Genomic DNA, 25,642 nt, shown 5'->3' on the forward strand with positions numbered 1-25,642 from the left:
AGAACTTCCATGACCAAGACTTTGACGCGCATCGCGGCGACTTCGCTTGTTGCCACGCTGATACCGCTGCCAGCCTTCGCGCAGCAGATGGACCACTCTTCCCATGCGAACCATCAGATGCACGCGATGGACGCTTCGGCGGACGATGTCGCGGGCGCTGAAGAAACCCTCAAGGCCTATCGCACCGCTCTTGAAGCGGGCGACGCGCAGGCAATGCGCGCGCTCTTCGCCGAGGACTCGGCGATCTTCGAGAATGGCAAGGCCGAAGGAAGCTTTGCCAATTACATGGAGCACCATTTGGGCCCCGAGCTCGACGCGATTGTGAGCTTCACCTTTACCGACCCCACGCTGACCGTCACCCGGATGGGGCACATGGCCCATGCCTATGAGACGTATGGCTATCGCATCGAACTTAGCGATGGCCGGGTGATCGAGCGCGACGGCGTGGCGACATCGGTGCTTGCTCACGATGCGGACGGGTGGAGAATCGTCCAGTACCATTCCTCGTCGCGCGCGCCGCGCAACTGATTACGGCTTTCGAAGAGGTAGCACCGGTTGGCAACGCCGTCGCTGAAGCTGCGCCTGCATGTGCTCGGCAGCAAGATCCACAAATGGCTGGCGATTTTCGTCGGTGTCCAGGTTCTCTTGTGGCTGGGAACCGGCGCCCTCATGTCGTTTCTCGACCTGGAAGAAGTTCGCTCCGAACATGTCGTTTCGCGTGAACAAGAGGCGCTGCCCGCCGATGCCCCGCTCCCGGCCTGGGTCGCAAATGACGGCACTCTTGCAGCGGTAACGACACGTTCGCTCGACGGCGATGCCGTGACCGAGGTCCGAAAGGTTGACGGTAGCGTGAACCTCCACGATCCGGTGACTGGGCGTAAACTCTCCCCCATCTCGGCGGCAACGGCAAAATCCATCGCCTTGCGCGCATGGACCGGGCCGCGCACGACCATCGAGGCCGCACGGATCGTCGATGACCCCGTCGGAACAGAGTTTCGCGGGCCATTTCCGGCCTGGCAGGTCACCTATGCCGACGAGGCTTCGACGCGCATCTACATCGATGCCGCCAGCGGCACGCTCGGGGCGGCGCGCAGCCATACATGGCGCCTGTTCGATTTCATCTGGGGCCTGCACATCATGGACTGGACCGAGCGCGATCGCATCAACAGTTGGTGGCTTCTGCTGTTCGGCATTGGCGGCACGATCATAGCCCTGTCGGGTTTCGTCCTGCTTGCGAACCGGATGCCGAGGCTGCGCCGCCGCGCAAAGAAGAGCAAGCTCGCCTGAGCCCATGGGGCCAATGTGCGTGGGAGAACGCCTTACCCCCGTTCGCCAGGCCGAACGGGCCAGGAGCCGAATGCGTTCGACGATCGCGATGGTGCCGCCATCAGACGTGATACGGCGGACGCACATCGTCGCGCCAATACCATCAAATTAATGTGAGGGGCACGCGGCTGCCGTGCGTATCAGGCACATAGGTCGCACTTTAGCTGCAGGGTTGGGAGACATACGAGACATGAAAGCCCCCTCATTTTTGGCGCTGCTCGCCGCAAGCCTGCTCTTCGTCGGACCCGTTCAGGCTCATGGCGACGAAAAACACGGCGAAGAGGCGAGCGCCGCGCCTGCTGCCACCAATGGCGATGTGCACGACCAAGCGGCCAGGGCGCAGATGGGCGAGACTGCGGATGCTGGCGAATCCTCCGGCGCGCACGATGAAGCGGGCGGAGGTCATGACGAGTCCGGTGACCATGCGAATGAGGGCGAAGCCGGCGTCATGGCCGTACTGAAGAAGCTGCATCCGGCAACGATCCATTTCCCGATCGCCTTGTTTTTCATGGCTGCGGCCACCGAATTGTTCGTGATGCGCCGGAAAGAAGCGGGCCTGGAAAGTGCGGTGCGCGTACTCGTCTACGGCGGAGCGATCGGCGCAGTCGTCGCAGTTCTGTTCGGATGGATTCACACCGGCCTTTGGTTCGGAGGCGATGCCGTCATGCAGGTCCATCGATGGAACGGGATGCTGATCGCGGTCCTCGGTGTGGCAATGGCATACCTCGCGAGCAGGCCGAGCCAGAGCCGCGCATGGTTGCGTACGGCTATCTTCTCGATGGCAGCACTTATTCTGGTGCAGGGCTTCCTTGGCGGCGAACTCGCGCATGGGCCAAACCATCTCGGAATTTCCTGGCTCTGAAGGAGTTGAACAGCATGCGTACTTCCAGGTCAAAAACAGCGATCGCATTTTTCGCGATTGCGCCGATGATGTCCGCTCTCGCCGCTTGCGACGAAGCGCAGGAGAGCACACCGACCTCAGAGGTGTCGCCGATGGGCGAAGCAGCGGTGATGCCCGGCATGGCACCCGAGGGTGGTCTTGCAGACCCGACAACCTCTACCTCCGAAAGTGAGTCAGTGGCTGCGCGGCAGGACGCTCTTTCGACAGGCGATGCTGCCGCGCCCGCGTCTCGGCGAGCCGCCTCTCCGGTACCACGTGCAACTGCCACATCCGCCGCGCCGGCACCGCGCGCGCAACCCGAGAGCGAGGCGACCCCGCCCGCCGATCCCCATGCCGGCCATGACATGTCCTCGATGGCCGATCACGACATGGAAGGCATGTAATCCGGCGCATGGCCCATCAGTCAGGATAGTCAGGAGAAATCGTCTGCAAGCAATCGTGACGAAAATCCGGACATCAGAAAAGGACGGCTCCGCCTCCCCCCGAAGCCCTGCGGGTCGCAGGTGCCCATGGGGCCGTTCTGGAACCCCGCGTGAAGACCAACCCAACGCGCGGGGTTCCGTCTCTTCGTCCTCGTTGTCGTCGTGCCAGGCGCTTCCCGGCATGGCTTCGTGCTATACAAGCATTGCGCTGCCAATCGCGTGGTGGGACATGGAAAGGAACTGCCAATGACCGAAAAAAGAACGGCCGGTGCGCTGTCGCGCTGGGAAGACGAAGGCGGTGCGCTCCCTTGCGGGCCGCAAGAAGCCCTCGCGGCCGATTGCGAGAAATGGGACATCCCTCCGCTCACGGATGCCGAAATAATCCAGCTACGCATAAGGGTGATCGCGCTCGAAAACATGGTGCTAGGATTATTGTCCACGGCAAGCGATCATCAGCTCACTGCGATCGAACAACTGGCCGAGTTCATCTCCCCACGCGCCGACGCGACGCAGCATCCGCTAACCTTGCACGCTGCCACACAAATGGAGAACTTTGTGGAGCGCGCTCGACGGTTTCGCGAGGAACCTTCAACGGATTGACTGACGCATGACCGGCCCTCGAACGCTAGCTCTCCTGCCTGCGGCTGGATCGCTGACCTGAAGAGACTGCGATGGACCTCGATACGCTCCTCGTCCGCTATTTCCGCACTGCCGATCTCGGAATGGTTGGCGCAGAGGCATTGGCATCGGGGATCGAGCGGTGCCAGGTCGATCTCGGTCTCGAGCAGGACCGGGGCAAGCGCTTTGCCTTGTGGGCCATGCTCTACCTGCTCGGGTCTGCCCCTGACCTCGACGTGGCCTTCGAGAATGAGGAAGACCGGGAAGCAGCCCGCAACTTCATGGATCTCCTGGCGGCATCGGAAGGCGATGTGGTAAGCTGATTGCAGCAGGGTCCTGGCACCTTCAGACCCGCACCCGACACCCATCCGGCTTTCTTCGCGAACAGTCCTGAATCAGGTCAGCTGAGGACAGCAACCCGTTCCTTTCCGGCCGTGTTGTCGCGCTTCGCGCGCCTGCCCGCACCACCCGTCATGAACAGGTTTCCCTTCGGCCCTTCAGGCCTCAGGTGCAGTCCTCCCATGCCCTGCTTCTTCTGGATGTTCGCAAGCCGGAGATAGTCTCCGGTTTGAGGAACTGAAGGACTACTATCATGACCAATATCGCAATCCTCACCGGCCGCATCGCCCGCGATCCCGACATCCGCGAGACCCAGGGCGGCACCAACGTCACCGGGATCACCGTCGTCACCGATCGCCCCGCACGCGACAAGGACGGCAAGACCTACAAGGACGAGAACGGCTACACCGCCAAGGAAAGCGAGTTCCACCGGGTGACCTGCTTCAACGGCCTCGCCAAGACCGTCGGTCAGTACTGCTCAAAGGGCCAGCTGGTCAGCGTCCAGGGCCGCATCCACTACACCCAGTGGGAGGACAAGGACGGGGTCACGCGCTACGGCACCGAGATCCTCGCCGACAAGGTCGACTTCCTCTCCCGCGGCAATGGCTCGGGTGACGACAACGACAACACCGACGCTCCCGAGATCGACTGACATCGATCCCGGTCGTGCCCCCTACGAAGAGGCTCTGCCGCAAGCGGCAGGGCCTCTTCTTCTGTGCTTACTGGGTTCCCGGCTCTGCATTCGAAGCACGGGTTGAACCGCGCGCCGTCAGTTTCTCGATCGCGGCATCCTCGCCGAGTTTCCCGAGTTCTTCGGCAACCTTCCTCAGCCCCTTCTTCGAGAAGCTTTCGAGGCCGCTTCCCAGGATGATTTCGCCGAGTTCCCTGGCCGCTTGTACTTCGAGCTCGCGTTGCTTGGCGTCGAGCGCCTCGCGGTCTGCTTCGAGCTTTTGCAGGGCTGCAATCGCGCTCCTGTTTCGGGGCATGTGTCTTGTCCTTTTGTCCCCTCCGATCTGCTCCCCGGTTCTTTCCATGCCCGCGTCATCGGGGTGTAGGAAAGGCAATTCGCACGCAGCAGATGTTCGATATTGGGCGGAGGTGGTGGGTCCTGGCTCATGGTTCTCCCAGCATGATGGCCTTGCGCCTCCCGCCTCAAGGACGGCGGGGCCCCACCATTTTGCCTGCCACCGGATTGCATCCGGCAGCGAACAAAATCGTCACCCCCACCGCCGCTATTGCGGTCGCCCATTCGGGCGATCCCTGACCCGGGATGCACAAGACCATCGCGCACTCCTCCTGTCGTCTCACGACAGAAATCAGGAGGATTATCATGGCCTATTCAATGCATTGCGCCCTTCCGTCCCGGAGCTATTTCGAGGCTCTGGAAACAGCCGAGAAGAGAGCGTTGCACAGCTTCTTCGATCAGCACGTTATCGAGGATGACGAGCTCGGGTATTTTGCCCTCGACGAGGGCGACTACAACATCTTGCCAGCGCATCTCGCAGCGCGGGTGGTCCACACGGTGCATGGCGGCATGCTCGACGAGTTTTGAGACTACCGACAGGGCGGGAACCGGGAACGGTTCCTGCCCTTTTTTCTTGTTCGCCGGGAAGTCCAACCAGGCACAAGAAACCGGTTGGGCCGGTTGCTCTGACGGTCGCCCACCGCAATGCGGCGGCGCCCGATAAATGGAGCGGGGCTGTGGACGCACTCTGTCCCGCGCATCTTTCGATGCGCTCCTGAGGGTGCGGCGTAATTTGTTCTTGGGCCCCGCGTGCACTTGCGAACCGGCATTGGGTCGGGCGGCGGGAAGCTAGGGCATGCGACAAGCCCCGCTTGCCTTGCTTCCCACGCGCCCTTGGCCGCTGCCTCTTTCGCAGGTGCTGTCTTCGGCTGGAGGCGTCCAACTGCTTTCTACCTGCATGCTGTGAGCTGCCAGGCTTGGTTGCTCGCGCTCCAACATGGAGATCGGGAAAAGTCGTCCTTGATCAATCCCCCTCATTGCCTGGACCACCTCGCGCACCTGGTAACAAGAGAGCACACCGTACGCAGCCTAAGCTGCATTTATGGAGCAAAACCTAGTAAAAACAGATAGTTCGAAATTTCTAACCCACCGGCAATCTGTGGGTGGGCAAGGCACAGCCGTTACCCACAAACGCCAATCCAATAAGCTGAAACTGACCGGTCATGTGGCCCGTCGAGCCTCACTTCCGCTCGGGATTACATGGGATAATGAACTGCCTGGCTTCGGACTGCGCAAGCGCAAGTCCGGACACCTTAGCTGGATAGTGAAGTACAGGCCCCGAGGCGTGCAGAGGATGGTGACGCTGGGACGCGCGGGAGTGGCGGCAGGTGCGCTGGGCGCTCCCGCCGCGCGCGCTGCCGCGCGCAGATTGCTCATCAGGGCTACGCTTGCCGACCTGCCGTCTGCGCCCGAGCAGAAAAAGGTCCCGCTCTTTGTCGACTTCGCCGAGGAATTCTGGACCGACTATTCGCCGCACTGGAAGCCGTCGACCAGGACGAGCTCGCGCTCGCGCATCGATCAGCTGCTCATTCCGCATTTCGGCGAACTTCCGGTCGACATGATCGCACGGTCAGACATCAACCGCTGGCGCGACACCATGACAAAGAGGGAAGGGAGCTTCAATCGCACCATCCCGATCATGTCTGTCATGATGCAGTATGCGGAAAAGCTCGGGTATCGCGCCAAATGCTCCAACCCGTGTCGCGGTGTGTCCCGCTTCAAGCGCGAGCTCCCGGAGCGCTACCTTTCCGCCGACGAATACCGCAGGCTCGGGCGCGCGTTGGCCAATCACGAGTTTGCGAACCCGTTCGTGATCCCCGCGCTTCTCTTGCTCGTTTACACGGGTGCACGTGCTTCGGAGATTGCGACCTTGCGCTGGCGCTACGTCCAGATTCCTCGACTTGCGCTACCCGACAGCAAGACCGGCCCGAAGACCATTTATCTCAACCCGCAAGCGATCGAAATTCTGAGTGGCCTCGACCGCCGGGCCGACGACCAGCTTGTCTTTCCGGCGTTGCATCGGGAGGGACCAATCAATCTTGGAGAACACTGGATCAGGATCAGGCGCAAGGCCGCTCTTCCCGATGTCCGGCTCCACGATCTTCGCCACAGCTTTGCCTCAGCGGCCATTGCCAAGGGCATTCCACTCGCGACCATCGGCAAGCTGTTGGGGCACGCGCTTCCCGAGACGACCGCGCGCTATGCGCATCTTGCAGACGACATCATCTCGGAGAGCGCCGACCGGATTTGTTCGAGCCTCGCCGGTGCGCTGGGCATCGCGGCGTGACCGGATACGATCTGAAGCATATCCTGGCCGAGGAACTCGCGCGCGTTGTTCCGGGAGAGGCTGGGAAGCGCCGGACGAGGTTTGACTACGTGCTTCCGGGCTTTGGCGAGCGCATCCACCGCTCAGGACGCAAGAGCTACGTCCTCCAGCGGACCATCGGTGGCAAGCAGCGGTTGATAACGATCGGCGATGCCGCCATCCTTACCGAGCGCATCGCGAAGGATGTTGCCCGCCGGCTGATCCTCCGGATCGAGCTCGGGCAGAACCCGGCAGACAAGAAGAAGCGCGGCACGAAGACGCCGACCTATGCGGCGTTCCTTCAGTCGTATTGGGATGTGGCGGCACCGACCTGGAAGAAGTCCACGCGCGAGATCCAGGACATCTACCGCCGCACCCATCTCGACCATGCGTTTGCGGGCAAGTTCATCGACGAGATCGATCATGCCGATGCGGTGCGCTGGCACGCGGAGGTAACGCGCTCGGCAGGGCCGGGCGCGGCAAACCGCGCCATGGAAATTCTGAAAGCCATGTTCGCCAAGGCCGAGGCCTGGGGCTATATTCCGGAGCATTCAAACCCCTTTCGAGGCGTGAAGAAGAACAGGGGGCGCAAGATCGAACGGTTTCTGAGCGACGCCGAGATGGCGCGGCTCGGGAAAGCCCTTGTCGACCGACGCGCTGACCAGCCCGTCGAGGCGGCGGTAGTCACACTGCTCACGTTGACGGGATGCCGACGCGGCGAAATCCTCAACCTCACCTGGGGCGAGGTTCAGGGGCGGAAGCTCAAACTGACCGATTCCAAGACAGGTCCGCGCATCGTCTGGCTTGGCCAGGAGGCGAGGGCGGTGCTCGATGGATTGCCGCGTGGGAAGAAGGATGAGCTAGTGTTTCCGTTCAAGGGGCAGTCGGTTTCAGCGATCGACTGGTTCTGGCGCAAGCTTCGGCGTGATGCCGGTCTGGATGACGTCAGGCTCCACGATCTGAGGCACAACTATGCCAGCCTGGCAGCGCGATCATCCGAGACTTTGCCGATGATTGGAAGCCTCCTTGGCCACAGGCAGGTTTCGACAACAGCTCGGTATGCACACTTGGATGATACCTCCCTCCTTGAGGCTGCGACCGAAATTGGTGATGAAATCGCGTGCAGACTGGCGCTATCCGAAGCCCCCTGGCGTCAGTGAGATTTCGCGCTCCAGAGATTCGAATTCAATGTCGTGGGGTCTAATTCGCTTGGCAGCAATGCGCCCTAATAGCGGCCATAAAGTCAGGCGAGGACAAGCCTGAAAGCTGCCGTTCCATAGTTTCGTCTGATTGAGGAAAATAAGCCTTCAATCGCAATAGGTCGAAAAATTTTTTTCGCGATGCGTCTTGGTCGCTGAAGTGCGGCGTATGAAATCCTCATTAAGTTCGGCTTTGCCGTAACGTGACCGTGCACGAATTAAGTTGCTCCTTCATTATGATTTTCGGATGAGCACCACCCCAGCAATCACAAGCGCGCCGCCAGCCAGAAGCCAGGATTGATCGACAAGCAATGCGCTAGCCACGATCAATGCGGCAGCTAGAGGGCCTTTCAAGGACTGACGCTCATTGCGAAGTCCTGCGAGTTGCTCGATACTGAGCGGATCGAGCTGAACCGGCACATATCCTGACTTTGCGATCGAGTTCGCAGTGGCAAGTATGTCGGGCAAGGACGCCGACAACCCCAGCAGCTGACCGCGAAGTTTCTTCAAACCCGACCGAGCGCTAGCGAGCGAGAACCGCTCGGCGAAAAGCTCCGTCATGATCGGCCGGGTGTCCTCGGCAATGTTATAGTCGGGTGCCAGTGATCGGACGACACCCTCTGCCGTAAGCAAGGTACGCAGAAGAATGGCCAGATCAGGTGGCAGAACCAGTCGATAATCCCGCAACAGGTCGAAAACGCGGGAAAAAATCTGCGAGAACTCGATGCCAGATAGCACGGTTCCCCTGAACTCTCCGATCAACTGATCCAGATCCACCGCGAGCGCATCGCGATCCACCTTCGGCTCCCCCGCCCATGCGAGCAGGACATTCGCGACATCGCTGGTTTTCTCACCAGCAATCGCAAGCACGAGGCGGACGATCTCGTCGCGCCTGGCCTTGGTGAGCGTCCCGACTGATCCGAAGTCGATGAAGCCGACATCCTGCTCGCCGATCAGGAAGACGTTACCCGGATGGGGGTCGCCGTGAAATTCGCCGTTCAGGATGATCATCCGCAGGACAGCGTTGGCATAGCTTTTAGCGAAAGCCGCCACCCGCGGGTCGCCCGATGGGCTGCCCAGCGAAGACGCGGGCCTGCCGTACAGGCGTTCCTGAACGTTCACCCGCAGCCCGGTCAGTTCCCAATGGATGGCCGGGGTCCTGACGCCGATGGTATCGAGATATGCGCCGATCCGCTCGCAGGCTCGGGATTCCGCAGCGAGGTCCATCTCCCAGGCAAGATTGCGGCCGAAGGTCCGCAGAAACTCGACTGGCCGGTAACGCGCGATGTCAGGAGAGCGTGCTTCTGCGATCTCGGCAAGACGCACAAGCAGACGCACATCGGCTTCCATCCGCGCGGCGGTGCCCGGGCGTCGAACCTTCACGATGACCTTGCTACCGTCCCTTAGCTCGGCGGAATAGGTCTGTGCAATCGAGGCGGACGCCAAAGGCTTTTCGTCGAACTGCGCAAAGTCGTTCCGCCAGTCCTCACCCCAGCTTGAAGCAAGTACGGGCTCGATATCTGCGAAGCGCACTGGCGACACCTGATCGTGCAGGGTTGAGAATGCCGTGATCCAGTGTTCGGTGAACAGATCGCTTCGGGTGGCGAGGAGCTGCCCCAGTTTTATGCCGACTGGCCCGATGTCACGGAGGAACGCGACAACTGCGGCCGGGCGAAATTCGCGAGGGTCGATGACATTGTTCGAAGAGGGAATAAACCCGAGGGCTCCGGCGAGATTCTTCGCTCCGTGCCTCATTAGGATTCGGCCAATCTCCGCGGCGCGAGCGATGCTGCCGATAGGCTTTTCCGGGGGCGATGCCATGATTTTATTCAGCCTCGGCACGGTGTTGGTCCAGATTTTCCGATACCCTTTCAAGAATCTGCTGCAGCGTTCGCTTCTCGTCGGCGGCAATGTCGCGCCAAAGCAGATCATGAAGCCTATCCGCGGAGCCTCTCAGTTCGGGCAGCAGATCGTCAAGCTGCTCCGTGAGGATGAGCTGCCACGCTCGCCGATCCGTCTCAGCTCGAAGCCTTTTCATCAGCCCGCGTGCGCAAAGACCTGCAACCGCCTGGCCGATGGTCGCCGATTCCAGTTCCAGTTTCTTGGCGATTTCAGCCTGCGTAAGGGCAGGATCGCGAAGAAGTTGTCCGATGATCCTCCACTGTGTCTGATTGAGACCGATCCTGGCGACCCTCGCATCGTACACTCTGCGCGCGCCGCGACTGATCTCGTCCATAAGATAGAGAATGCGGTCATTATCGGTGATGACCTTCTGCCGACGCTGAGACCGTGACATGGTATCTGGTTTTTCATCCATAGCGCTGTGTAGTCGGATAGCCTCGGATGCCCAAATGCAAACTGCTAAATGCCTTTACTATTTGACTCACGGCTCATAGGGCGCGAGACGCGTTCACCTTTTACTGAGGCTGCCGAAAGAGTCAGATGACCGATAACTCCAACCAACCGGAGCAGGAGGGCACAACCCCAACGAAACCGCAATCGCGGCGTGGCTTGCGCATCGTGCTAATCATCGTTGGTCTTGCCGTGCTGCTTGGCGGGATCTGGTGGTACTACCGGCACGTAACCTACGGACAGTACATGCAGTCGACCGATAACGCCTATGTCGCTGCCGACAGCGTCGTTATCTCTTCCAAGGTAGCGGGATACGTCGAAGAGGTCTTCGTGGGGGAGAACGAGCAGGTTGCTCGCGGCGGAGCCCTCGTACAACTGGATTTGCGGGATTATCAGGCGCAAGCGCAACAGGCGCGCGCGCAGATCGCTGCGACCCTGGCCGGTGCCGACACAATCCGTTCTCAGGTAGCCGAACAGGATGCAGCCATTCGCCAGGCGCGGGCCCAACTCGCCGCCGCGCGCGCAGCACTGGACCTCGCGAACGACCAGGTGGCGCGATATCGGCCCCTTGCCGCGACAGGAGCCGAACCGCGGGAAAAGCTAGACCAGTATGAGGCCAAGGCGCGGCAGGCGCGGGCCGAACTCGCCGCTGCGCAGGCGGCGGTGGCTGCCGCGACCGCTCGCCGGGGGACCCTGTTCGAGCAGATCAGCCAGACCCAGGCGCAGGCGGACGCTGCCCGCGCTCAGCTGGAAACAGCCGACCTTACGGTTGAATCGACCTTGCTGCGCGCCAGCAAGGCCGGCCGCGTCGGCGATCTCTCGGTGAGGGTGGGCCAGTTCGTGCAACCGGGTCAACGTTTGATGACGGTGGTTCCGGTGAGCGCGATCTACGTGACCGCGAACTTCAAAGAAACGCAGGTCGGCCTCATCCGGGCCGGCCAGAGCGTCAGGCTCGAAGTTGACGCCCTGCCAGGCCTTGAGATCGCGGGACGAGTGGTCAGCATATCGCCGGGAACGGGCGCGGAATTTTCCATCCTCCCCCCCGAAAATGCCACCGGCAACTTTACCAAGATCGTTCAACGGATACCCGTCCGCATCGCTATCGATGCTCCCCCTGAAGTGCGGCGTCTGCTCGTTCCCGGCATGTCGGTAGTGGCTACGGTCGACACCCGGAATGCTGCCGGCGAATTGGAAGAGATCTCGAGTCGGACTCAATGACCGAGATACTGGCAGCGCAGGACACTTCGATCGGGCCGGCCGGGAGCCGAAAGAACGCAGACGTGACTGCCTGGGTCGCTGTGGCCGCGGGCGCGCTCGGCGCCATGCTCGCGACGCTGGACATATCAATCGTCAATTCCGCACTCCCCGTCATTCAGGGCGAGATCGGTGCCACAGGCGCCGAAGGCACCTGGATTGCTACGTCATTTCTCGTTGCTGAAATCGTCGTCATTCCGCTGAGCGCTTGGCTGGAACGGCTGTTCGGTCTGCGAACCCTCCTCATCATCGCTGTCAGCGCGTTCACCGCATTTTCGGTGCTATGCGGTGTAGCCACCGACCTTACGACCATGATCATCGGCCGAACGGGCCAGGGCTTCATGGGCGGAGTCCTCATTCCGACCGCAATGACTATTGTGGCTAAACGATTGCCGCCGCACCAACAGCCCATCGGAATGGCCCTGTTCGGCATGACTGTGGTTCTTGGCCCCGTGATGGGGCCATTGATCGGCGGCTGGCTGACCGAGAACCTGAGCTGGCACTATGCCTTTTTCGTCAATGTGCCAGTCTGCGCAATCCTGCTGCTCCTGCTGTTTATCGGGCTGCCTCACGAGAAGCCCAAGTGGGAATATCTCACGGACGCCGATTGGGCTGGCATTCTCGGGCTGATCCTCGGACTGGGCGGTCTGACTGTTGTACTCGAGGAAGGGCACCGTGAAGAATGGTTCGAGTCCTCACTCATTCGCTGGCTAACGGTGGTGACCATTATCGGCTTTGCCTGTTTGATTTACGGACAAGTGAAAGCACGCAAGCCGGTCTTGAAGTTGCAGCTCCTGTTCAATCGACAGTTCGCCAGCGTCGCGATCATGGCTCTCGCCCTGGGCATGGTGATGTATGGTTCAACCTACGTTATCCCCCAGTTCCTCGCGATCATCTCTGACTATAATGCTTTTCAGACGGGACTGGTCATCTTCTGGATGGGTGTCCCGGCCTTTCTCCTGATGCCGGTTCTGCCCCTGATGATCCGCAAGGTGGACATCCGCATTGCCGTCGGCACCGGAATGCTGCTGATGGCGATCAGCTGCTTTGTCAGCACGAGTCTGACCGCGGAATCCGGCGGCGCAGTCTTCACTGAAAGTCAGCTTATCCGCGGGGCCGGAATGATACTTGCGATGATGTTCCTGAATCAGGCAACGGTTGCGTCGGTGGCCAAGGAAGACGCGGGCGATGCCTCGGGCATTTTCAACGCGGCCCGCAATCTCGGTGGCTCTTTCGCTCTTTCGGCTCTGGCATCGTTCCAGGACCAGCGGATCTGGCATCATAGCCGGCGGATGGAAGAGACCCTGAATGCGAACAGCGTTTCGCTACAGGCCTATCTCGAAGGGCTGGCGCGAAACTTCGGCGGCATGGAGGGGGCGATGGCCGTCCTGAGCCGCACCCTCCAACGCGAGGCGTTCATAATGACCTACAATGATGTGTTCCTGGTTATGGGGATTCTGACCCTCGCGACGGTTCCGCTGGTCCTCTTCCTGAGGCCGCTTCCAAAAAATGTCTCCCTTTCGATGCACTGAGCCCTACACGATGCGCCACTTGCTACCTCCGCTTGTCACTATCGCCTTGCTAGCTGGATGCACGGCAGGGCCCGATTATGCAGGCCCCCCGGAAGTTATGTCAGCAGACACGGGCACTCGCTTTGTGCGCGCTGGCAGTGATGTGAGCGCATCTGATCCGGTTGTCGCTCGATGGTGGCTGCTGCTCGGCGATCCCGAGTTGACGCGGCTGGTGGAGGCTGCGCTGTCCGGCAATCCCTCGCTCGCCGCAGCGCAGGCGCGCATTGCTCAGGCACGGGCATCCATCAGGCAAGACCGTGCGGGTCGAATGCCATCGCTTGGGGCACAGGCCACCACCGTGCAGGGCCGGCTTCCTGGTCTCGACCTTCAAGGCGGGGCGCCCCCCCCGTCAGAGCAAACCAATTCCGACGCAGAAACCGATGACTCGCTCAGCTTTTACAATGTGGGCCTTAACGCCAACTGGGAGCTGGAGTTTGCCGGTGGCTCGCGCAGGCGCATTGAGGCCAGCAATGCCCAAGCTGCTGCAACGGTGGCCAATGCAGAGGACGCTAAGGTCCAGTTGACTGCCCAAGTGGCCAGCACCTACGTCAATTTGCGGGAGGCCCAATTCCGCGCAGAGCAATTTGAGGCGCAGATTTCGTTGCAGGAAGAGATCCTGGCGCTGACATACCAACGCTATCAGCGCGGTGCATTGCCGCTTTTCCCGGTAGGCACCGCGAATGCCGAACTGGAGGTGCTCAAGTCACAACTTGCCGAAGCTGAAGCGGATATCGCAGTCCTGTCTGATGCGCTCGCTATACTGACCGGACAGGTGCCGGGATCAGCTGATGCAGCGCTCACGACTGTGCGCTCCATTCCCATGCCGCCAGAGCAGGTCGCGATTGGCGATCCGGCAAGCCTGGTGGCGCGTCGGCCTGACATAAGGGCGGCCGAACGGTCTCTTGCCGCGTCGACGGCGCGGATCGGGGTGGCCGAGGCGGCGCGGTTCCCGAAATTGTCCTTCACAGGGATCCTGGGCCTCGGCGGATCCTCGTTGGACGACGTTGTCGATGTCGGCGAATTCTCCGCACTCGCGATCCCGCGCCTCCAGTGGAATTTTCTGGATTTCGGCAGGGTAGACGCTGCGATCGACCAAACCGGGGCGGCGCGCAACGAAGCAGTCGCCAATTACCAGCAGACGGTGCTTCTGGCACTGCAAGACGCCGAACGTGCCTTGGCTCGCTTCGGCCAGCAGCGTGTTGCGCTCGCTGCCAGTATGCAAATCAAGAAGCAGGCTGACGTCGCGGCGGACCTGAACCGCCAACGTTTTGCTGCAGGAGCGATCTCGAAGGCTGACCTCAACCGGGCCCTGCGAGAACAGCAGCAGGCCTCAGCAGACCTCGTCCGGGCAAAAGGCGCCCTTACGCTGGCGTGGATTGCGCTGCAGAAGTCGCTGGGCCTTGGGTGGCAAGAGCCTGTTCGAGATCAATAGTCCCGCCGCGCTGATCAATTGATCCGGTTGACGAGAAGTAGGCGCCCCTGCCGCTGGCGACCAACTTGCCGTCGGGCTCGAGAACCCGGGTTTCCGCCACCGAAATCTGTCGCCCGAGCTTCACGATCTGTCCGTGAGCAGTGAGAGGTCCTGAGGTTGCAGAACGGTGGTAATTGACATGCAGATCGGCCGTCGCTCTCGCCGCGACGCCCGCCGCAAGCAGAGTATAAAGCCCGGTGAGGTCGACCAGTGAAGCCAGGATCCCTCCATGCGCCGACCCAATCATAGGGTTCGACACGATCTCTTCGCGCCATGGCATGGTGATCGCGATTCCCTGGTCGGAGCATGTTGCAATCTCCAGCCCAAGCCATCGGTGAAACGGCGCTATATGCAGCATTTCCTGCAAGCGCTCTCGATCGATCATAGCTCCCTCGTCCCCTGTGGCTGAGCCGTATCGCGAGACTGATGGCGCCCTAGGAAATCGACGATAGCGGCGGAAAAGGCATCGTTCGCATCGCCCACGACCATGTGCGTGGCATCGGCAATATCGGTGTATTCTGCATGGGGGACGAGTTGTCGCAGATGCAAAACGGCCTCTTCGGAAACAAGATCGCTAGAGCCGCCTCGGATGAGGTGAAGCGGAAGCGTGAGATTCGCCGCAGCTTGGCTCAGCATTGCCGATTGACGTTCTTGGCTGTCTGGGTCGCCTTGTCTGGCTGACATTATATTACGGATAAACACAGGGTCCCAGTGCCAATAGAAGCGCCCATCCGGCTTCTGCCTCAGATAGTTTTTCAGACCATCGCTCGCGCCCCGCCTGGGACGATGCGGCATGTAGCGAGCGATCACGTCGGCCGCCTCCTCTGGTGAGGCGAAGCCGCTATCGACATGCTCTTCCATGAAACCAACCACGCGCATCACACCGCTAGGCTCCATGCGCGGGGCAATGTCGACCAATGTGAGTGAAGCAAAGCTACCTGGAGCAAGCTCCCCTGCGGCAATCAGTCCGGCGAGCCCGCCCAGTGAAGCGCCGACCAGCGCTGGCTTCTGGTCCAGGCGCGACGCTGCAGCGACCAGATCCGCCGCGAAGTCGCGCATTTCATAAGCTCCGCATGGCGACCAATCGCTGTCTCCGTGACCGCGCATGTCGAAGGCGATTGCGCGAAAGCCGGCTTGAGCCAGCTCGCTGACCACCCTTCTCCACGCGCGCCGTGTCTGCCCGCCGCCGTGCGCAAGAAGGACGGGTATGGCGTAGGCATCCCCCTCAGCCTCGGCTGTAAGAGAAATTGCGCCTGCGCCCTCAATCGTAAAGGTTTCTCTCGCCATCACTGGATGGTAGGAAAGGCGCGCTAAATAGTAAACCGATTTACTTTGTGGCTCTCGGCTCCGTGTTGGCTGTCCTGCAAGTGCGTTTTAACGACGGCAAAAGTCTATTCCAAGAGGGGTTTCTCCAGACCATTCTCTAATGCACCGGCTTGCGATTCGGTCAGCAGTCGCTGTCCGCTTAATCCGCTCAAAGATATAAAAGCTGCCTTTCCGCTTCCGGCCCCAATTGTGGTCAGGGAGTAGTCTTCTTCCCAACGGCGAGCAGCCGCTCGGGTTTTGCGGGAATACTTTTCTTGATGCCTAATGCCTTCTGGCCGACGATAAAAGCGCGATGGAGGAACACCTCTAGCGATGAGAGCAGTTCGGAAACCTCCTGACTGTCGGGCTCCCAGCCGCGATGCGCAGCCGCATTACCCGCATCCGTAACAACGCCGAGGATGTCCCGCTCAGTTTGCCCGATCCACCCTCCGTTGCGCAGCTCGTTCAGTTTCTCATCAAATGTCTTGGCCGGGTCGATGCCGATGACTTCGGTTGCACGGTCCAGTGCCGTTCTGAGTCCTATCGCCGTGAGGATGTGTGCCTGGTTGTCGTGCGCTACGTACATCTGGCTCAGGATATTGCGCAGCTGGGGGTCAGCCTTTTGCATGGCGTCGAACCATACCGGCTTCGTCTTGGCCTCTGGCTTCGGATAAGTTTGTATCTCCCTCGGATGCTCATACTGCTCCTGCCCCGCCGCATCGTAGTAGTGATCGGTGTCTTCGCTGTTCCAGCTGGAAGTTTCGTAGAAGACCGTCTCGCACCCTTGACATTCGAGCAGAGAGTGGTCGACACCGCCGTTGACCGAATGGCCATATTGCTTGTCCTCCCAGTCCCAAGCCTTGTAGATCGAGCCGTGGATTTCGCAGGTGCGCTCGCCATCGCAGGTGGGACAGTGCCCCTTCTTCGTTGCGTTTGTTGCTGTTGGTGTCGTGGCCATAGAGCCCGATAGCGAGCACTGACGAACTTTTCCAACAGTGTGCGTGTAAGTCGGCGCATCCTAAGTCCGCTTTTTGGGTTTGGCCGCTCTAGAGCCGCCATTCTGCTTCCGGCCCACAGTCAGCCAATGGAGTTCGGTTGCGGAAAGGTCAGGAAGTGCGCCGGTTGCGGACTTTAGCAGTGACAGCAAAAACCTAGAGTAGTTCAGTCACCAGTGTCATCGCTTAGATCTAACCCGGGTGGAGGGGCCAGCGGCATGCGGGGCGGGGCCGTGCGCCACATGAGAGCAACTTCCTCGTCGGTCAGGCCATAGGCGCGCTCGACCATGGCAGCGAGGCTGCGCTCATGGGCCAGCAATTCGATCCGTGCCTGCCGGGCAGGCTCGGCGGTCTCGGCAAACGCTTCGCGCAGCCGACGGAGTTGGGTCGGGGTCAAGCCTTCACGTTTGGGCAGGGCGGCGCGGACCGCTGAGACAAAGCCGTCGCTGTCGAGCTTGCTGGCCTCGGAAAGGGCGGTGCTAGTAACTCTTGGGAACTCGAACCCAAGCCAGTCAGCAATGGCTCGATCCGCTTTTTCCACGATGGCGGTGTTCGTCTTAATGCACTCAACATTATCTTGGAACGCTTCCCGCTTTCCGTGTTCAAGCTGCGGAATTGGGAACTCACGGATATAAGGAATATCAAAAGCGAGCGCCTCATCCTTCTTGTGCGGGAACTTTTTGAATTGGAAATACCAGCCGATCGGTGAGTTGAGGCAGGCGACGATCCATTCATCAACGGTCGGCAGTATCAAAGCTGAGTCATTGACCATGTATTGGCCTTGGTCAGTGCAGACTTGGGCATAGAAAGCGATGCGCCGCAAAAGGACCTTCGGGCGGTCAAAATCCTCAAAGTAGTCGACAGCATCCTGAATCTCATACCAGCGATAACTTCCGGCCTTCCGACCTGGCCATTTCGCATCCTTCTTCGGAGGCTGCCAATTAGCTGGTTTGGGTTCTAGCTGTGTTCGGAAAGACTCGAGATGCCGAAGTACGCTCGGATATTCTTCAATGTCGATACCTCGCCGAGCGAAGATCATCCAGAGCCCGTTCCACTCCGGCAGCCAGCGGCCAATGTCCTGACCGCGCAGGTAGGGCTTGATGATGTCGGCTGCTTTCGGGTCATCGCCAACAAGCTGATCGCGTGTGGCGGTGTCGATCAGAAATGCCTCATTGAAGCCCGTCTTCACGCCGTAAAGCGGACTAGCCCCGGCATATTCCTCAAGCGATACGCCGCGCTCACGAATCTTCTTGAGCAGGGCGGCTACGTCTGGCGGCTCCAGCACCCATGCTTCTTCGGTCAGGTCGGAGCGTTCGGCACGATAGGTCGCGGCGTGGACTGCTGCCGACAGACCCTCACGCGGAACATCGTCACGCGGGATTACCGCAAGATCGTATTGCTCGGGCACAGCGTCTGCATCGGGCTTCTGCACTGCGATGACGCATGGAAAGACGTCGGCATCCGGGAACAAATGGCGCGCGTGGCCGAAATCGGCCAGAAATTCGACCCACACATCCTCGGCGAACATCCGCCGAAGCTTCTCTGCATAGCCAGCCTTCAACCACTTGTTGGTGACGACATAGCCCATTCGCCCGCCGGGCCTGAGCAGCTTGGTCCCCTGTTCGTAGAAATAGACGTAGAGATCGGCGGTGCCGGCATAGGTGTCGAAGGCTTTCGACAGGGCGGGCTTGATCGGGGAGATTTCTTCCTGCCGGACGTAAGGCGGGTTGCCAATGACCGCATCGAACCCGCCTGACCGACCCGAAGAGGACAAGTCGCGCCATACGCCGGGGAAGGCCACTTCCCAGTGGAAGAACCGCTGTTCAGCCGCGATTGCGCGCGCCTCGCGCACTAGGCTGTCTGCCAGCGCGCGGCGGCGATCATCGGGCCTATGGCTCGGCATCAGACTGCCTTGGACCGGCTCTGGTGCATCCAAGCTTAGCTCGGTTCGCGCGTCGGCTGCGAGCACTTCGATTTCACCGCTTGCGATCCGGCTGGGATCGCCGAAGGTTCCTTCGTGGACCAGCTTCATCGCTTCAGCCCGGTCGAACTTGCGTTCGGCTTCGCGCGCCTTGGCGACCGCGCGGTCAATCTTCGCAGATTCCTTTTCGAGCGCGACCCGCGCCTTTTCCGCCTTTGCTTCGTCGGTGCTGTCGGCCAGCGCCTTGCGCATGTCGGCGAGGCGTTTGTCACCATCCTTGCGAATGGCATCAGCCGGTTCGCGGGGTCGGCGGACATTCGTTTCCAGAACGCCCATCAGATCATCCGCCTTTGCCAGATCGAGGATCGCTTCGAGCGGAGCGCTGGCTTCGGAGACGGTGGTGAAGAGGCTTTTCGACTGGTCAACCTGAGCAATGTCGGTGTCGGTCAGCCCTTCGATCTTTTCCATCTCGCGCACGATGTTGGCGAGCGGGGCGAGGTGGCGGTTGGAAATAAGGGCACCGCGTTCTTGCATCCAGTCCATCGTCGGGCGCACCCACGCGCCAAGCACGCTGTTACCGCACCGCAAATGATGGTCGAGGAACGACAACGGCGCACCTACGGTGAAGCTGTGCAACCAGAGCGCGACCTTGGCGAGCTCCACGGCCATCGGGTTGAGATCGACCCCGTGGACGCAGCGCTTGAGTACCATGCGGCGCACGATATGGCGGTCATCCAGCTGGTCTTCGACGATCGGCCAGTAATGCTCCCGCGCGTTGGCGACGATCCCCTCTCGCAACTCGGCAATGAGCTTCACGAGAGGAGAAGTATAATCGCCCTCGGCCATGCTTTCGGCATCGCCGACTGCGGTCAAGACCTTGTCCGAAAGCCAATCGACCAAGCTGACGAGGAAATGCCCGCTTCCCATTGCGGGGTCGACGATGCGGAGCGAAAGCAGTGCCATGGCCGGATCGTGTGCGCGAAGGTCATCACCCTTTGCGCCGCTTGCTAGAGCGGCTTCGAATGCCTCGCGCTTCTCTTCGACGACCGGGCCGACCGTTTTTTCGATGATCAGCGATACGAGCGGTTCTGGTGTGTAATACGAACCCGAGCGGTGCCGTGCCTCGTTGTCCGAGCGCGGTCGGACGGTCCCGGTTTCCTCGATCTCGACACCGTATTCGAGGATCGATTCATAGATCGAGCCGAGCTGCTGAACCGAAAGGTCGCGGTAGTTGATGTAGCGAAGCCGCCCTTCTTCCTCGCGGTGTGAGAGCGGTAATATAGCCTTGGCTAGCGTCTCGTCCGACAGCTTGATGCGACTGAGTAGCGAATTGCCTTCCGCTGCGAACAGGCCGCCGTTGTAGGGCGGAATGCCAAGATCATCGTCGCCTTCGGAAATTGCGCCGAAAATTGTCTCGAGGCGCGACCAGTAGGCAGTGCTGCGGGCGAGCTGTGCTTGCCTTTGCACATGCCGTTCCTTGATCTCCTCTCGAAGACGGGTCAGGCAATAGTCCGCGTAGGGACCGCGCTCGTCGGGGAGCAGATTCCGATCTTCGGCATAAAGCACAAACAATAGACGATAGAGAAGGAACATGGCCGCTTGGCGAACCTGCTCGGCGTAGCCATCATCGAGCGTCTCGGGGCGATCCGGGTCTGCCAACGAGATGGCAGTAATCAGTTCGGGAAAGACGGTTTCGAACACCGTATCTGCCAGATCCTTGCGGACCCTTTCCTCCCACCGGCGCGCATCCTCGATCGCGATCAGGTGAAAGCTGCGGCCCTGCTCGCTCGGACGAAACGCTTCGCGACCAAAAATCAGCACGAACAATCGGAATGCGTAATCTGGATCGATCGGTTCGTCGAGTAGATCCGGTTCGCATCCGGGCAGACCAAAGACCTTGCCCAGGTCAATTTCGAAGAAGTCCTCAGCGACAGAAAGAGCGTTTTGGTAGTAGAGCCGCCAGTGCCGTCCGTTAGTCAGAATGCCCCACGGCATCTTTCCATCTGCCACGACGGCAGCGCGGCGCAGATAATGCATGATTTGGGTCGACGGAACACCCTGGTCGCCTTGCCCTTCGCGATCGAGCGGGCGGTTCCAGCGCTTCGCTTCGACAAGAGCAGCGCCATGACGGAAGCGTTGCCATGGCTCGAGTGTCTTCGCCTTTTCTGCGGCGTCGCCATCGGCGAAAAGCAAGGCATCGGGAACGTCCTTGCGTCCCTTTGTCGTCATGTTCTGTTGAACGGATTTGTGTTGCCAGCCCAGCAATTCGAGCAGCGGATAAATAAGTTGGTCTTCGGTTTCTGCTTCGGTTGGCTTCTTGTGGCCTGAATGTTCATGCAGCAAATGCTGGGCGCTTTCGTAGAGCTGCTCAACTTCACTAATTTCGAGATTCTGCCACTCAGGGGATTCGGTGACCCCTTGCTTCAGCCAATCACGAGTGAACAATGCGCCTTGGAACACTAAGACCCTCCATACCTTGAGTGGAGTAGCCGAACTTACATCGACTTACACCCAAACTGTGATTGTCATGCACAATGAACGACCGCGTCCCACGCCCAAGGTCTGCCTCGAAGCCCAGAGGAAAGGAGCCCGAGCGGGATATGCCACGCCTTGGACCGAAAGCGGACCGTAGCCAGGTGACCCGTTTAGCGATCAGTGCACCGCGCTCGCCGGCTGATCACGGAATTCATCAAGCCACCCGGGATCGAGTGACAGGCGATTCCGGTTCAATTCGATAGCAAACTACTCCCCCCTTGTGTCAGGATGGCCCTACAGTCACCTTCGAGATCTTCGAGCCATTTGAGATAATGACCGCATGCGCCTTGAGAACATTAAGATCCGAAACTTCAGGTTGCTGCGCCGACTCTCAATCGATCTCGCCCAGGACAAAACGACGACCATTTTGGTGGGGCCGAACAATAGCGGGAAAACCTCAGTAATGGAGGCTCTCCGGCTGTTTATCGGGCAAGGAGCCGAGGCTCCTAAAATCTCCTTCCACGACCTCTCTCAGCTTCGCCACCGGGACCTGAAGCGGATCGAGCGAAAGGTTGCGGCTGAAGCTGATCCAGAAAAGAAGATTGAGCTGCTTAGGCGGCTTACACCGCGTATGCGGCTCGATCTGACCTTTTCCTATGGCGAAGATCCCGCCGACCTCGTTGCAGCCACCAAGCTTTTGATGGACCTTACGCCTGGCACAAGCAGAGTGCGCATGCGGATCGACTATCGACTGGAGAACGCGAAAAAGCTTCTCGACGAGTTTGGGGCCAGGCCTCGCAAAGACGTCTCGCTGTGCGACTATCTGAAAGAGACGTTCAGAGATCATTTCAAACGCGTTTTCTTCAAAGTGTCCCCTGACGGCAAAGAAGTGGAACAACTCGAAGACGGCAATTTGCTGAAATCCCTACTGCGCATCGACATCGTGCCCGCTCAGCGGCACGTCGATGACGATGAGGGAAGCCGGTCCGCGAAGCTCTCAAAACTTCTCCACGATCATTACGAACGCTTCTATCGGGTCGATGACGCTGCCGGTTATCAAGCGATCGAAGATGCACTCACGGCGAGCGCAGGCGACCTTACGGGGATGTACGGCAAAGCCTTTGGCCGTTTGACGAAGCGCCTTCAGAGTTTTGGCTATCCGCCAGGCCAAAAAGCGCCGGACCTGAGGGTACGTGCTGAACTGAGCGCAGAAACAATTTACCGTGACAATGCGCGAATATATTATGCCAGCGAACACGCCGAAAAAGAAGGAGTAATGGAGGAGTTCGAGCTGCCCGAAAAATATAACGGGCTCGGCTACAAAAACCTGATTTACATTGTCCTGCAGCTGGAGTCCTTCCGCGCTGCGATCGACGCGACGATGGGCGACAAGCCGCGCGTTCATATAATCGCGATTGAAGAACCCGAGGCGCACCTGCACCCGCAGATGCAGACGGTTTTCATCAGCGAGATTTCGAAGGTTTTGGAAACGGACGGAGGGACGACAGCACAAGTTCTGCTCTCCACACACTCGTCCCACATGATCGCTCATTCTGAGTTCGAGCCCGTGCGCTATTTCCGCAGGGTTGGCCGTCAGGTCGTCATGCAGGACCTTTCGCAGCTACCGCTGCCACCACACAACCCCGACCTTCTCGACTTCCTGCGCCGCTATGTTCGACTGACTCATTGCGATCTGTTTTTCGCGGACAAGGCCATCTTCGTGGAAGGCCAGGTCGAGCGGCTGCTGCTCCCAATGATGATTGAGGAGCAAGCCAAGGTGGCTGGCTGCGAGACGCTCGGAAGTCAGTATGTCAGCATTTCTGAGGTGGGCGGGGGGCACGCCCATAAGTTTAAGCCGATCATCGACTTTCTTGGCATTCCGAGCCTGATCATTACCGACCTGGACTCGGTCGATGACGGAGGAAAAAAATGCCCGGTCGCGACGGGGAAAAGCACTAGCAACGCCTGTCTCCGCAAATGGATTCCCGAGAAGGAAACCGTCGAAGAATTGCAAGCCTGCGATAATGCGGCCAAGACGCAAGGCTGCATTCGGGTTGCCTATCAGGTCACCCAGGACGGGCATTGTGGTCGTTCATTCGAGGAAGCATTCATCTACGCCAACATCACTTGGCTGACTGACAATCATGCCAAGCTCAGCACGACTAAGGCTGCCGTCAAGAAAGCGATAGACGCAGGCCTGACAGCACAAGCGTGGGAGTTGAGCGGCAAGCTCGGGAAGGTCGATTTCGCCCTCGATCTGATGGGCGCACCAGGCTGGGAGATTCCCCTCTATATTCAACAAGGCCTCCAATGGCTGGCCGAGCATCCCGCAAAATGATGACGGAAGCGGACGAAAAAATCCTGGATTGTCTGCACACGCGACAGAGCTTCCTGATCGACGCCGGGGCGGGCTCGGGCAAAACATCGTCCCTCATTCGCGCTCTTGATTTCATTCGAGGACCGGACCGTTCGAGCGTTATCGGGGAAGGCCAGCGTGTGGCCTGCATTACTTTCACGAATGTAGCAAAGAATGAGATCATCGAGCGTACAGAGCACGACCCCTTGTTTGTGGTCTCAACGATCCACGACTTCTTATGGGCCTCGATCAAAAACTTTCAGAAAGAGCTGAGGCCCGCCCTTCTTGCGTTCAATGACCGGTTGCCTGCAAGCAGCCGCAGAAAGCAAGATCAGGAGGAATTGGCAGAAGCTTTAAAGACGGTACCGACGATCGCCTACTCCGATCGCGGCGCAAACTTCTTGGAAGGCCGAATTTTTCACGACGACCTTTTGGGCGTGGCTCACATTATGTTCCACGACCATCCGCTTTTATCGAAAGTGGTCGCCGCTCGATTCCCGTTCATATTTGTAGACGAATACCAGGACACTGATCCGCTGGTTGTCTCCGCCCTGTTGGATCATCTTCTTAAGACAGAGCATCCCCCGCTGATCGGTTTCTTTGGCGACAAGATGCAGAACATCTATTCGGGAGGGGTCGGCGAATTGTCGGCCGATCAGCAGGCACAGCTGGTTCAAATCAAGAAGGAGGAGAACTATCGGTGCTCCAAGGCGGTGATCGACGTTCTCAACAAGGTCCGAACTGACATTCAGCAGGAGCCAGCGGGTGCCAATTTACCGGGGGGCGCGGTGTATGTCAGTCTCACCGGCACGGCTCCGGACGCGGACATTGCCGAACTCGCCGTCCAGAAAGCGCAGGATGTCTTCGGCTGGAGTGTACAGGGCGAGTTGAAGGTTCTATTCCTCACTCACCGCCTTATCGCCCGCAAGGCCGGATATGCCGATCTATTGGCAGCCTTCGCCAGTCGGGGAAGCTTTGCGCAAGATAAGTTTCAGAGCGGCGAAGACCCGATTGCAGCCTTCTTCCTTAAAAAAGTCGAGCCATTTATTACTGCTTGGCGTGAAGGGCGGGTGGGGCGCGCTATCAGTTCATTGAAGGAACGCCCGATCCCGATCGCGGGGGCAGCCGAGAAGGCGCGAGTGAAGGCGGCCCTAGATGACCTCATCAAACTAATTGATGCCGGAGGAACGATTGAAGCAATCTTAATGCATCTGCGGGCAGCGCAATTGGTCACACTCCTTGATGACTTGGAAGCGGCCGTGGCAGGCCCTGTGGTGGCTGCCGAGGCAGGATCGCCCGAGGCAGCGCATCAGGCCTTTCTGGATCTTCTTCTGGCGGTGCCCTATCTGGAAGTCAGTCGTTACCGCGCCGTGCTGGAAAACAGCATGCCGTTCTCAACCAAACACGGCGTGAAAGGCGATGAATTTCAGAACGTGATCGTGGTTTTGGATGACGCTGGCGCGAACTGGAACCAATACTCGTTTGGCAAGCTGCTGGCAGGAACCGACACCAGCGAAAGCCGGGAGCGGAGAACCCGCCACCTCTTCTATGTTTGTTGCTCGCGCGCCAAAGACAAGCTGATTGTGGCTGACCTCGGGGTTGGGGCCCAGGCCAAAATCGAGGCGCTTTTCGGGGCCAGCGCGGTAGCCATGTGATCAAGTGGCAGCGCATATTGGACAGGCCGCTAGTACGAGCCCCAGGTCATCGTTGAACTATGCAGCGATGCGCGTGCCAACCGCGACTTCCGATTCACCAGCAGCGACGGCGTTTTGATCCTGCTCCTGCACTGCGGTCCATCGGCCCGACGG

21 protein-coding genes are annotated in these 25,642 nt (G+C 59.6%); 14 read left to right on the top strand and 7 right to left on the bottom strand.

Translation table 11 applies throughout. From position 1 onward, the window contains the following. Positions 1–9 precede the first annotated feature (9 nt). The 6 genes from KYN89_RS00685 (at position 10) to KYN89_RS00710 (ending at position 4,258) form a co-directional block, all read left to right on the top strand. Positions 10–528 (top strand): YybH family protein, encoded by a 519-nt coding sequence (locus tag KYN89_RS00685; RefSeq protein ID WP_222823353.1) that lies wholly within the window; start codon positions 10–12, stop codon positions 526–528. Positions 529–555: 27 nt separating this feature from the next. Beyond that, positions 556–1,287 (top strand): PepSY domain-containing protein, encoded by a 732-nt coding sequence (locus KYN89_RS00690; protein ID WP_222823354.1) that lies wholly within the window; start codon positions 556–558, stop codon positions 1,285–1,287. 229 nt (positions 1,288–1,516) lie between these two features. Then, the gene (locus KYN89_RS00695; RefSeq protein ID WP_222823355.1) at positions 1,517–2,188 is read left to right on the top strand and encodes a DUF2231 domain-containing protein; all 672 of its coding nucleotides are present in this window, start codon (positions 1,517–1,519) and stop codon (positions 2,186–2,188) included. Positions 2,189–2,895: 707 nt separating this feature from the next. Beyond that, a complete protein-coding gene (locus KYN89_RS00700) occupies positions 2,896–3,249 on the top strand; it encodes a hypothetical protein (RefSeq protein WP_221597139.1) in 354 nt (117 codons plus the stop codon). A gap of 71 nt (positions 3,250–3,320) precedes the next feature. Beyond that, on the top strand, positions 3,321–3,590 hold the full coding sequence (locus KYN89_RS00705) for a hypothetical protein (protein ID WP_221597140.1): 270 nt from the start codon (positions 3,321–3,323) through the stop codon (positions 3,588–3,590). Between the two features lie 269 nt (positions 3,591–3,859). After that, complete coding sequence (locus KYN89_RS00710; RefSeq protein WP_222823356.1) at positions 3,860–4,258, top strand: single-stranded DNA-binding protein; 399 nt, start codon at positions 3,860–3,862, stop codon at positions 4,256–4,258. A 67-nt stretch (positions 4,259–4,325) separates the two neighbouring features. Here KYN89_RS00710 and KYN89_RS00715 read toward each other — a convergent pair whose 3' ends face one another. Next, positions 4,326–4,592 (bottom strand): DUF6437 family protein, encoded by a 267-nt coding sequence (locus tag KYN89_RS00715; protein WP_222823357.1) that lies wholly within the window; start codon positions 4,590–4,592, stop codon positions 4,326–4,328. Between the two features lie 344 nt (positions 4,593–4,936). On the opposite strand from KYN89_RS00715, the gene KYN89_RS00720 reads away from it, so the two are divergent. The 3 genes from KYN89_RS00720 (at position 4,937) to KYN89_RS00730 (ending at position 8,095) form a co-directional block, all read left to right on the top strand. Continuing rightward, positions 4,937–5,158: a hypothetical protein gene (locus tag KYN89_RS00720; protein WP_050599527.1), complete on the top strand. Its 222-nt coding sequence runs from the start codon at positions 4,937–4,939 to the stop codon at positions 5,156–5,158. Between the two features lie 766 nt (positions 5,159–5,924). Then, the gene (locus tag KYN89_RS00725; RefSeq protein WP_054522880.1) at positions 5,925–6,917 is read left to right on the top strand and encodes a tyrosine-type recombinase/integrase; all 993 of its coding nucleotides are present in this window, start codon (positions 5,925–5,927) and stop codon (positions 6,915–6,917) included. Beyond that, positions 6,914–8,095: a site-specific integrase gene (locus KYN89_RS00730; RefSeq protein WP_054522892.1), complete on the top strand. Its 1,182-nt coding sequence runs from the start codon at positions 6,914–6,916 to the stop codon at positions 8,093–8,095. The genes KYN89_RS00725 and KYN89_RS00730 overlap by 4 nt, the downstream gene beginning before the upstream one ends. A gap of 273 nt (positions 8,096–8,368) precedes the next feature. Here KYN89_RS00730 and KYN89_RS00735 read toward each other — a convergent pair whose 3' ends face one another. After that, a complete protein-coding gene (locus tag KYN89_RS00735) occupies positions 8,369–10,009 on the bottom strand; it encodes an ABC1 kinase family protein (protein WP_231679530.1) in 1,641 nt (546 codons plus the stop codon). Further along, positions 9,960–10,451, bottom strand: a complete 492-nt coding sequence (locus tag KYN89_RS00740; protein ID WP_054523095.1) for a MarR family winged helix-turn-helix transcriptional regulator — start codon at positions 10,449–10,451, stop codon at positions 9,960–9,962. The genes KYN89_RS00735 and KYN89_RS00740 overlap by 50 nt, the downstream gene beginning before the upstream one ends. A 125-nt stretch (positions 10,452–10,576) precedes the next feature. Between KYN89_RS00740 and KYN89_RS00745 the strand changes: the two genes are divergently transcribed. The 3 genes from KYN89_RS00745 to KYN89_RS00755 are packed head-to-tail and all read left to right on the top strand — an operon-like array spanning position 10,577 to position 14,743. Beyond that, positions 10,577–11,704 carry an HlyD family secretion protein gene (locus KYN89_RS00745; RefSeq protein ID WP_222823358.1) on the top strand — a complete coding sequence of 376 codons (1,128 nt, stop codon included), beginning with the start codon at positions 10,577–10,579 and terminating at the stop codon, positions 11,702–11,704. Further along, positions 11,701–13,272 carry an MDR family MFS transporter gene (locus KYN89_RS00750; protein WP_054522877.1) on the top strand — a complete coding sequence of 524 codons (1,572 nt, stop codon included), beginning with the start codon at positions 11,701–11,703 and terminating at the stop codon, positions 13,270–13,272. Before KYN89_RS00745 ends, KYN89_RS00750 begins: the two co-directional genes overlap by 4 nt. 10 nt (positions 13,273–13,282) lie before the next feature. Further along, complete coding sequence (locus tag KYN89_RS00755; protein ID WP_064305672.1) at positions 13,283–14,743, top strand: efflux transporter outer membrane subunit; 1,461 nt, start codon at positions 13,283–13,285, stop codon at positions 14,741–14,743. On the opposite strand, the gene KYN89_RS00760 is transcribed toward KYN89_RS00755, so the two are convergent. The 4 genes from KYN89_RS00760 to KYN89_RS15460 all read right to left on the bottom strand — a co-directional run bounded on the left by KYN89_RS00760 (position 14,673) and on the right by KYN89_RS15460 (position 21,463). After that, the gene (locus tag KYN89_RS00760) at positions 14,673–15,167 is read right to left on the bottom strand and encodes a hotdog fold thioesterase (protein ID WP_082379178.1); all 495 of its coding nucleotides are present in this window, start codon (positions 15,165–15,167) and stop codon (positions 14,673–14,675) included. The two genes, KYN89_RS00755 and KYN89_RS00760, sit on opposite strands and share 71 nt — an antisense overlap. Next, the gene (locus KYN89_RS00765; protein WP_222823359.1) at positions 15,164–16,069 is read right to left on the bottom strand and encodes an alpha/beta fold hydrolase; all 906 of its coding nucleotides are present in this window, start codon (positions 16,067–16,069) and stop codon (positions 15,164–15,166) included. The genes KYN89_RS00760 and KYN89_RS00765 overlap by 4 nt, the downstream gene beginning before the upstream one ends. A gap of 232 nt (positions 16,070–16,301) precedes the next feature. Then, complete coding sequence (locus tag KYN89_RS00770) at positions 16,302–17,045, bottom strand: DUF4145 domain-containing protein (protein ID WP_054522875.1); 744 nt, start codon at positions 17,043–17,045, stop codon at positions 16,302–16,304. Positions 17,046–17,248: 203 nt separating this feature from the next. Further along, complete coding sequence (locus tag KYN89_RS15460) at positions 17,249–21,463, bottom strand: Eco57I restriction-modification methylase domain-containing protein (RefSeq protein ID WP_138619423.1); 4,215 nt, start codon at positions 21,461–21,463, stop codon at positions 17,249–17,251. Between the two features lie 355 nt (positions 21,464–21,818). On the opposite strand from KYN89_RS15460, the gene KYN89_RS00780 reads away from it, so the two are divergent. Both KYN89_RS00780 and KYN89_RS00785 read left to right on the top strand, forming a co-directional pair. Continuing rightward, the gene (locus tag KYN89_RS00780; protein WP_054525567.1) at positions 21,819–23,816 is read left to right on the top strand and encodes an ATP-dependent nuclease; all 1,998 of its coding nucleotides are present in this window, start codon (positions 21,819–21,821) and stop codon (positions 23,814–23,816) included. Beyond that, positions 23,813–25,489, top strand: coding sequence for a UvrD-helicase domain-containing protein (locus KYN89_RS00785; RefSeq protein WP_222823360.1), 1,677 nt, complete (start codon positions 23,813–23,815; stop codon positions 25,487–25,489). Before KYN89_RS00780 ends, KYN89_RS00785 begins: the two co-directional genes overlap by 4 nt. The last annotated feature ends 153 nt before the right edge of the window (positions 25,490–25,642 follow it).

The sequence above is a fragment of the Alteriqipengyuania abyssalis genome, assembly GCF_019857185.1.
Classification (GTDB): Bacteria; Pseudomonadota; Alphaproteobacteria; order Sphingomonadales; family Sphingomonadaceae; genus Alteriqipengyuania; species Alteriqipengyuania abyssalis.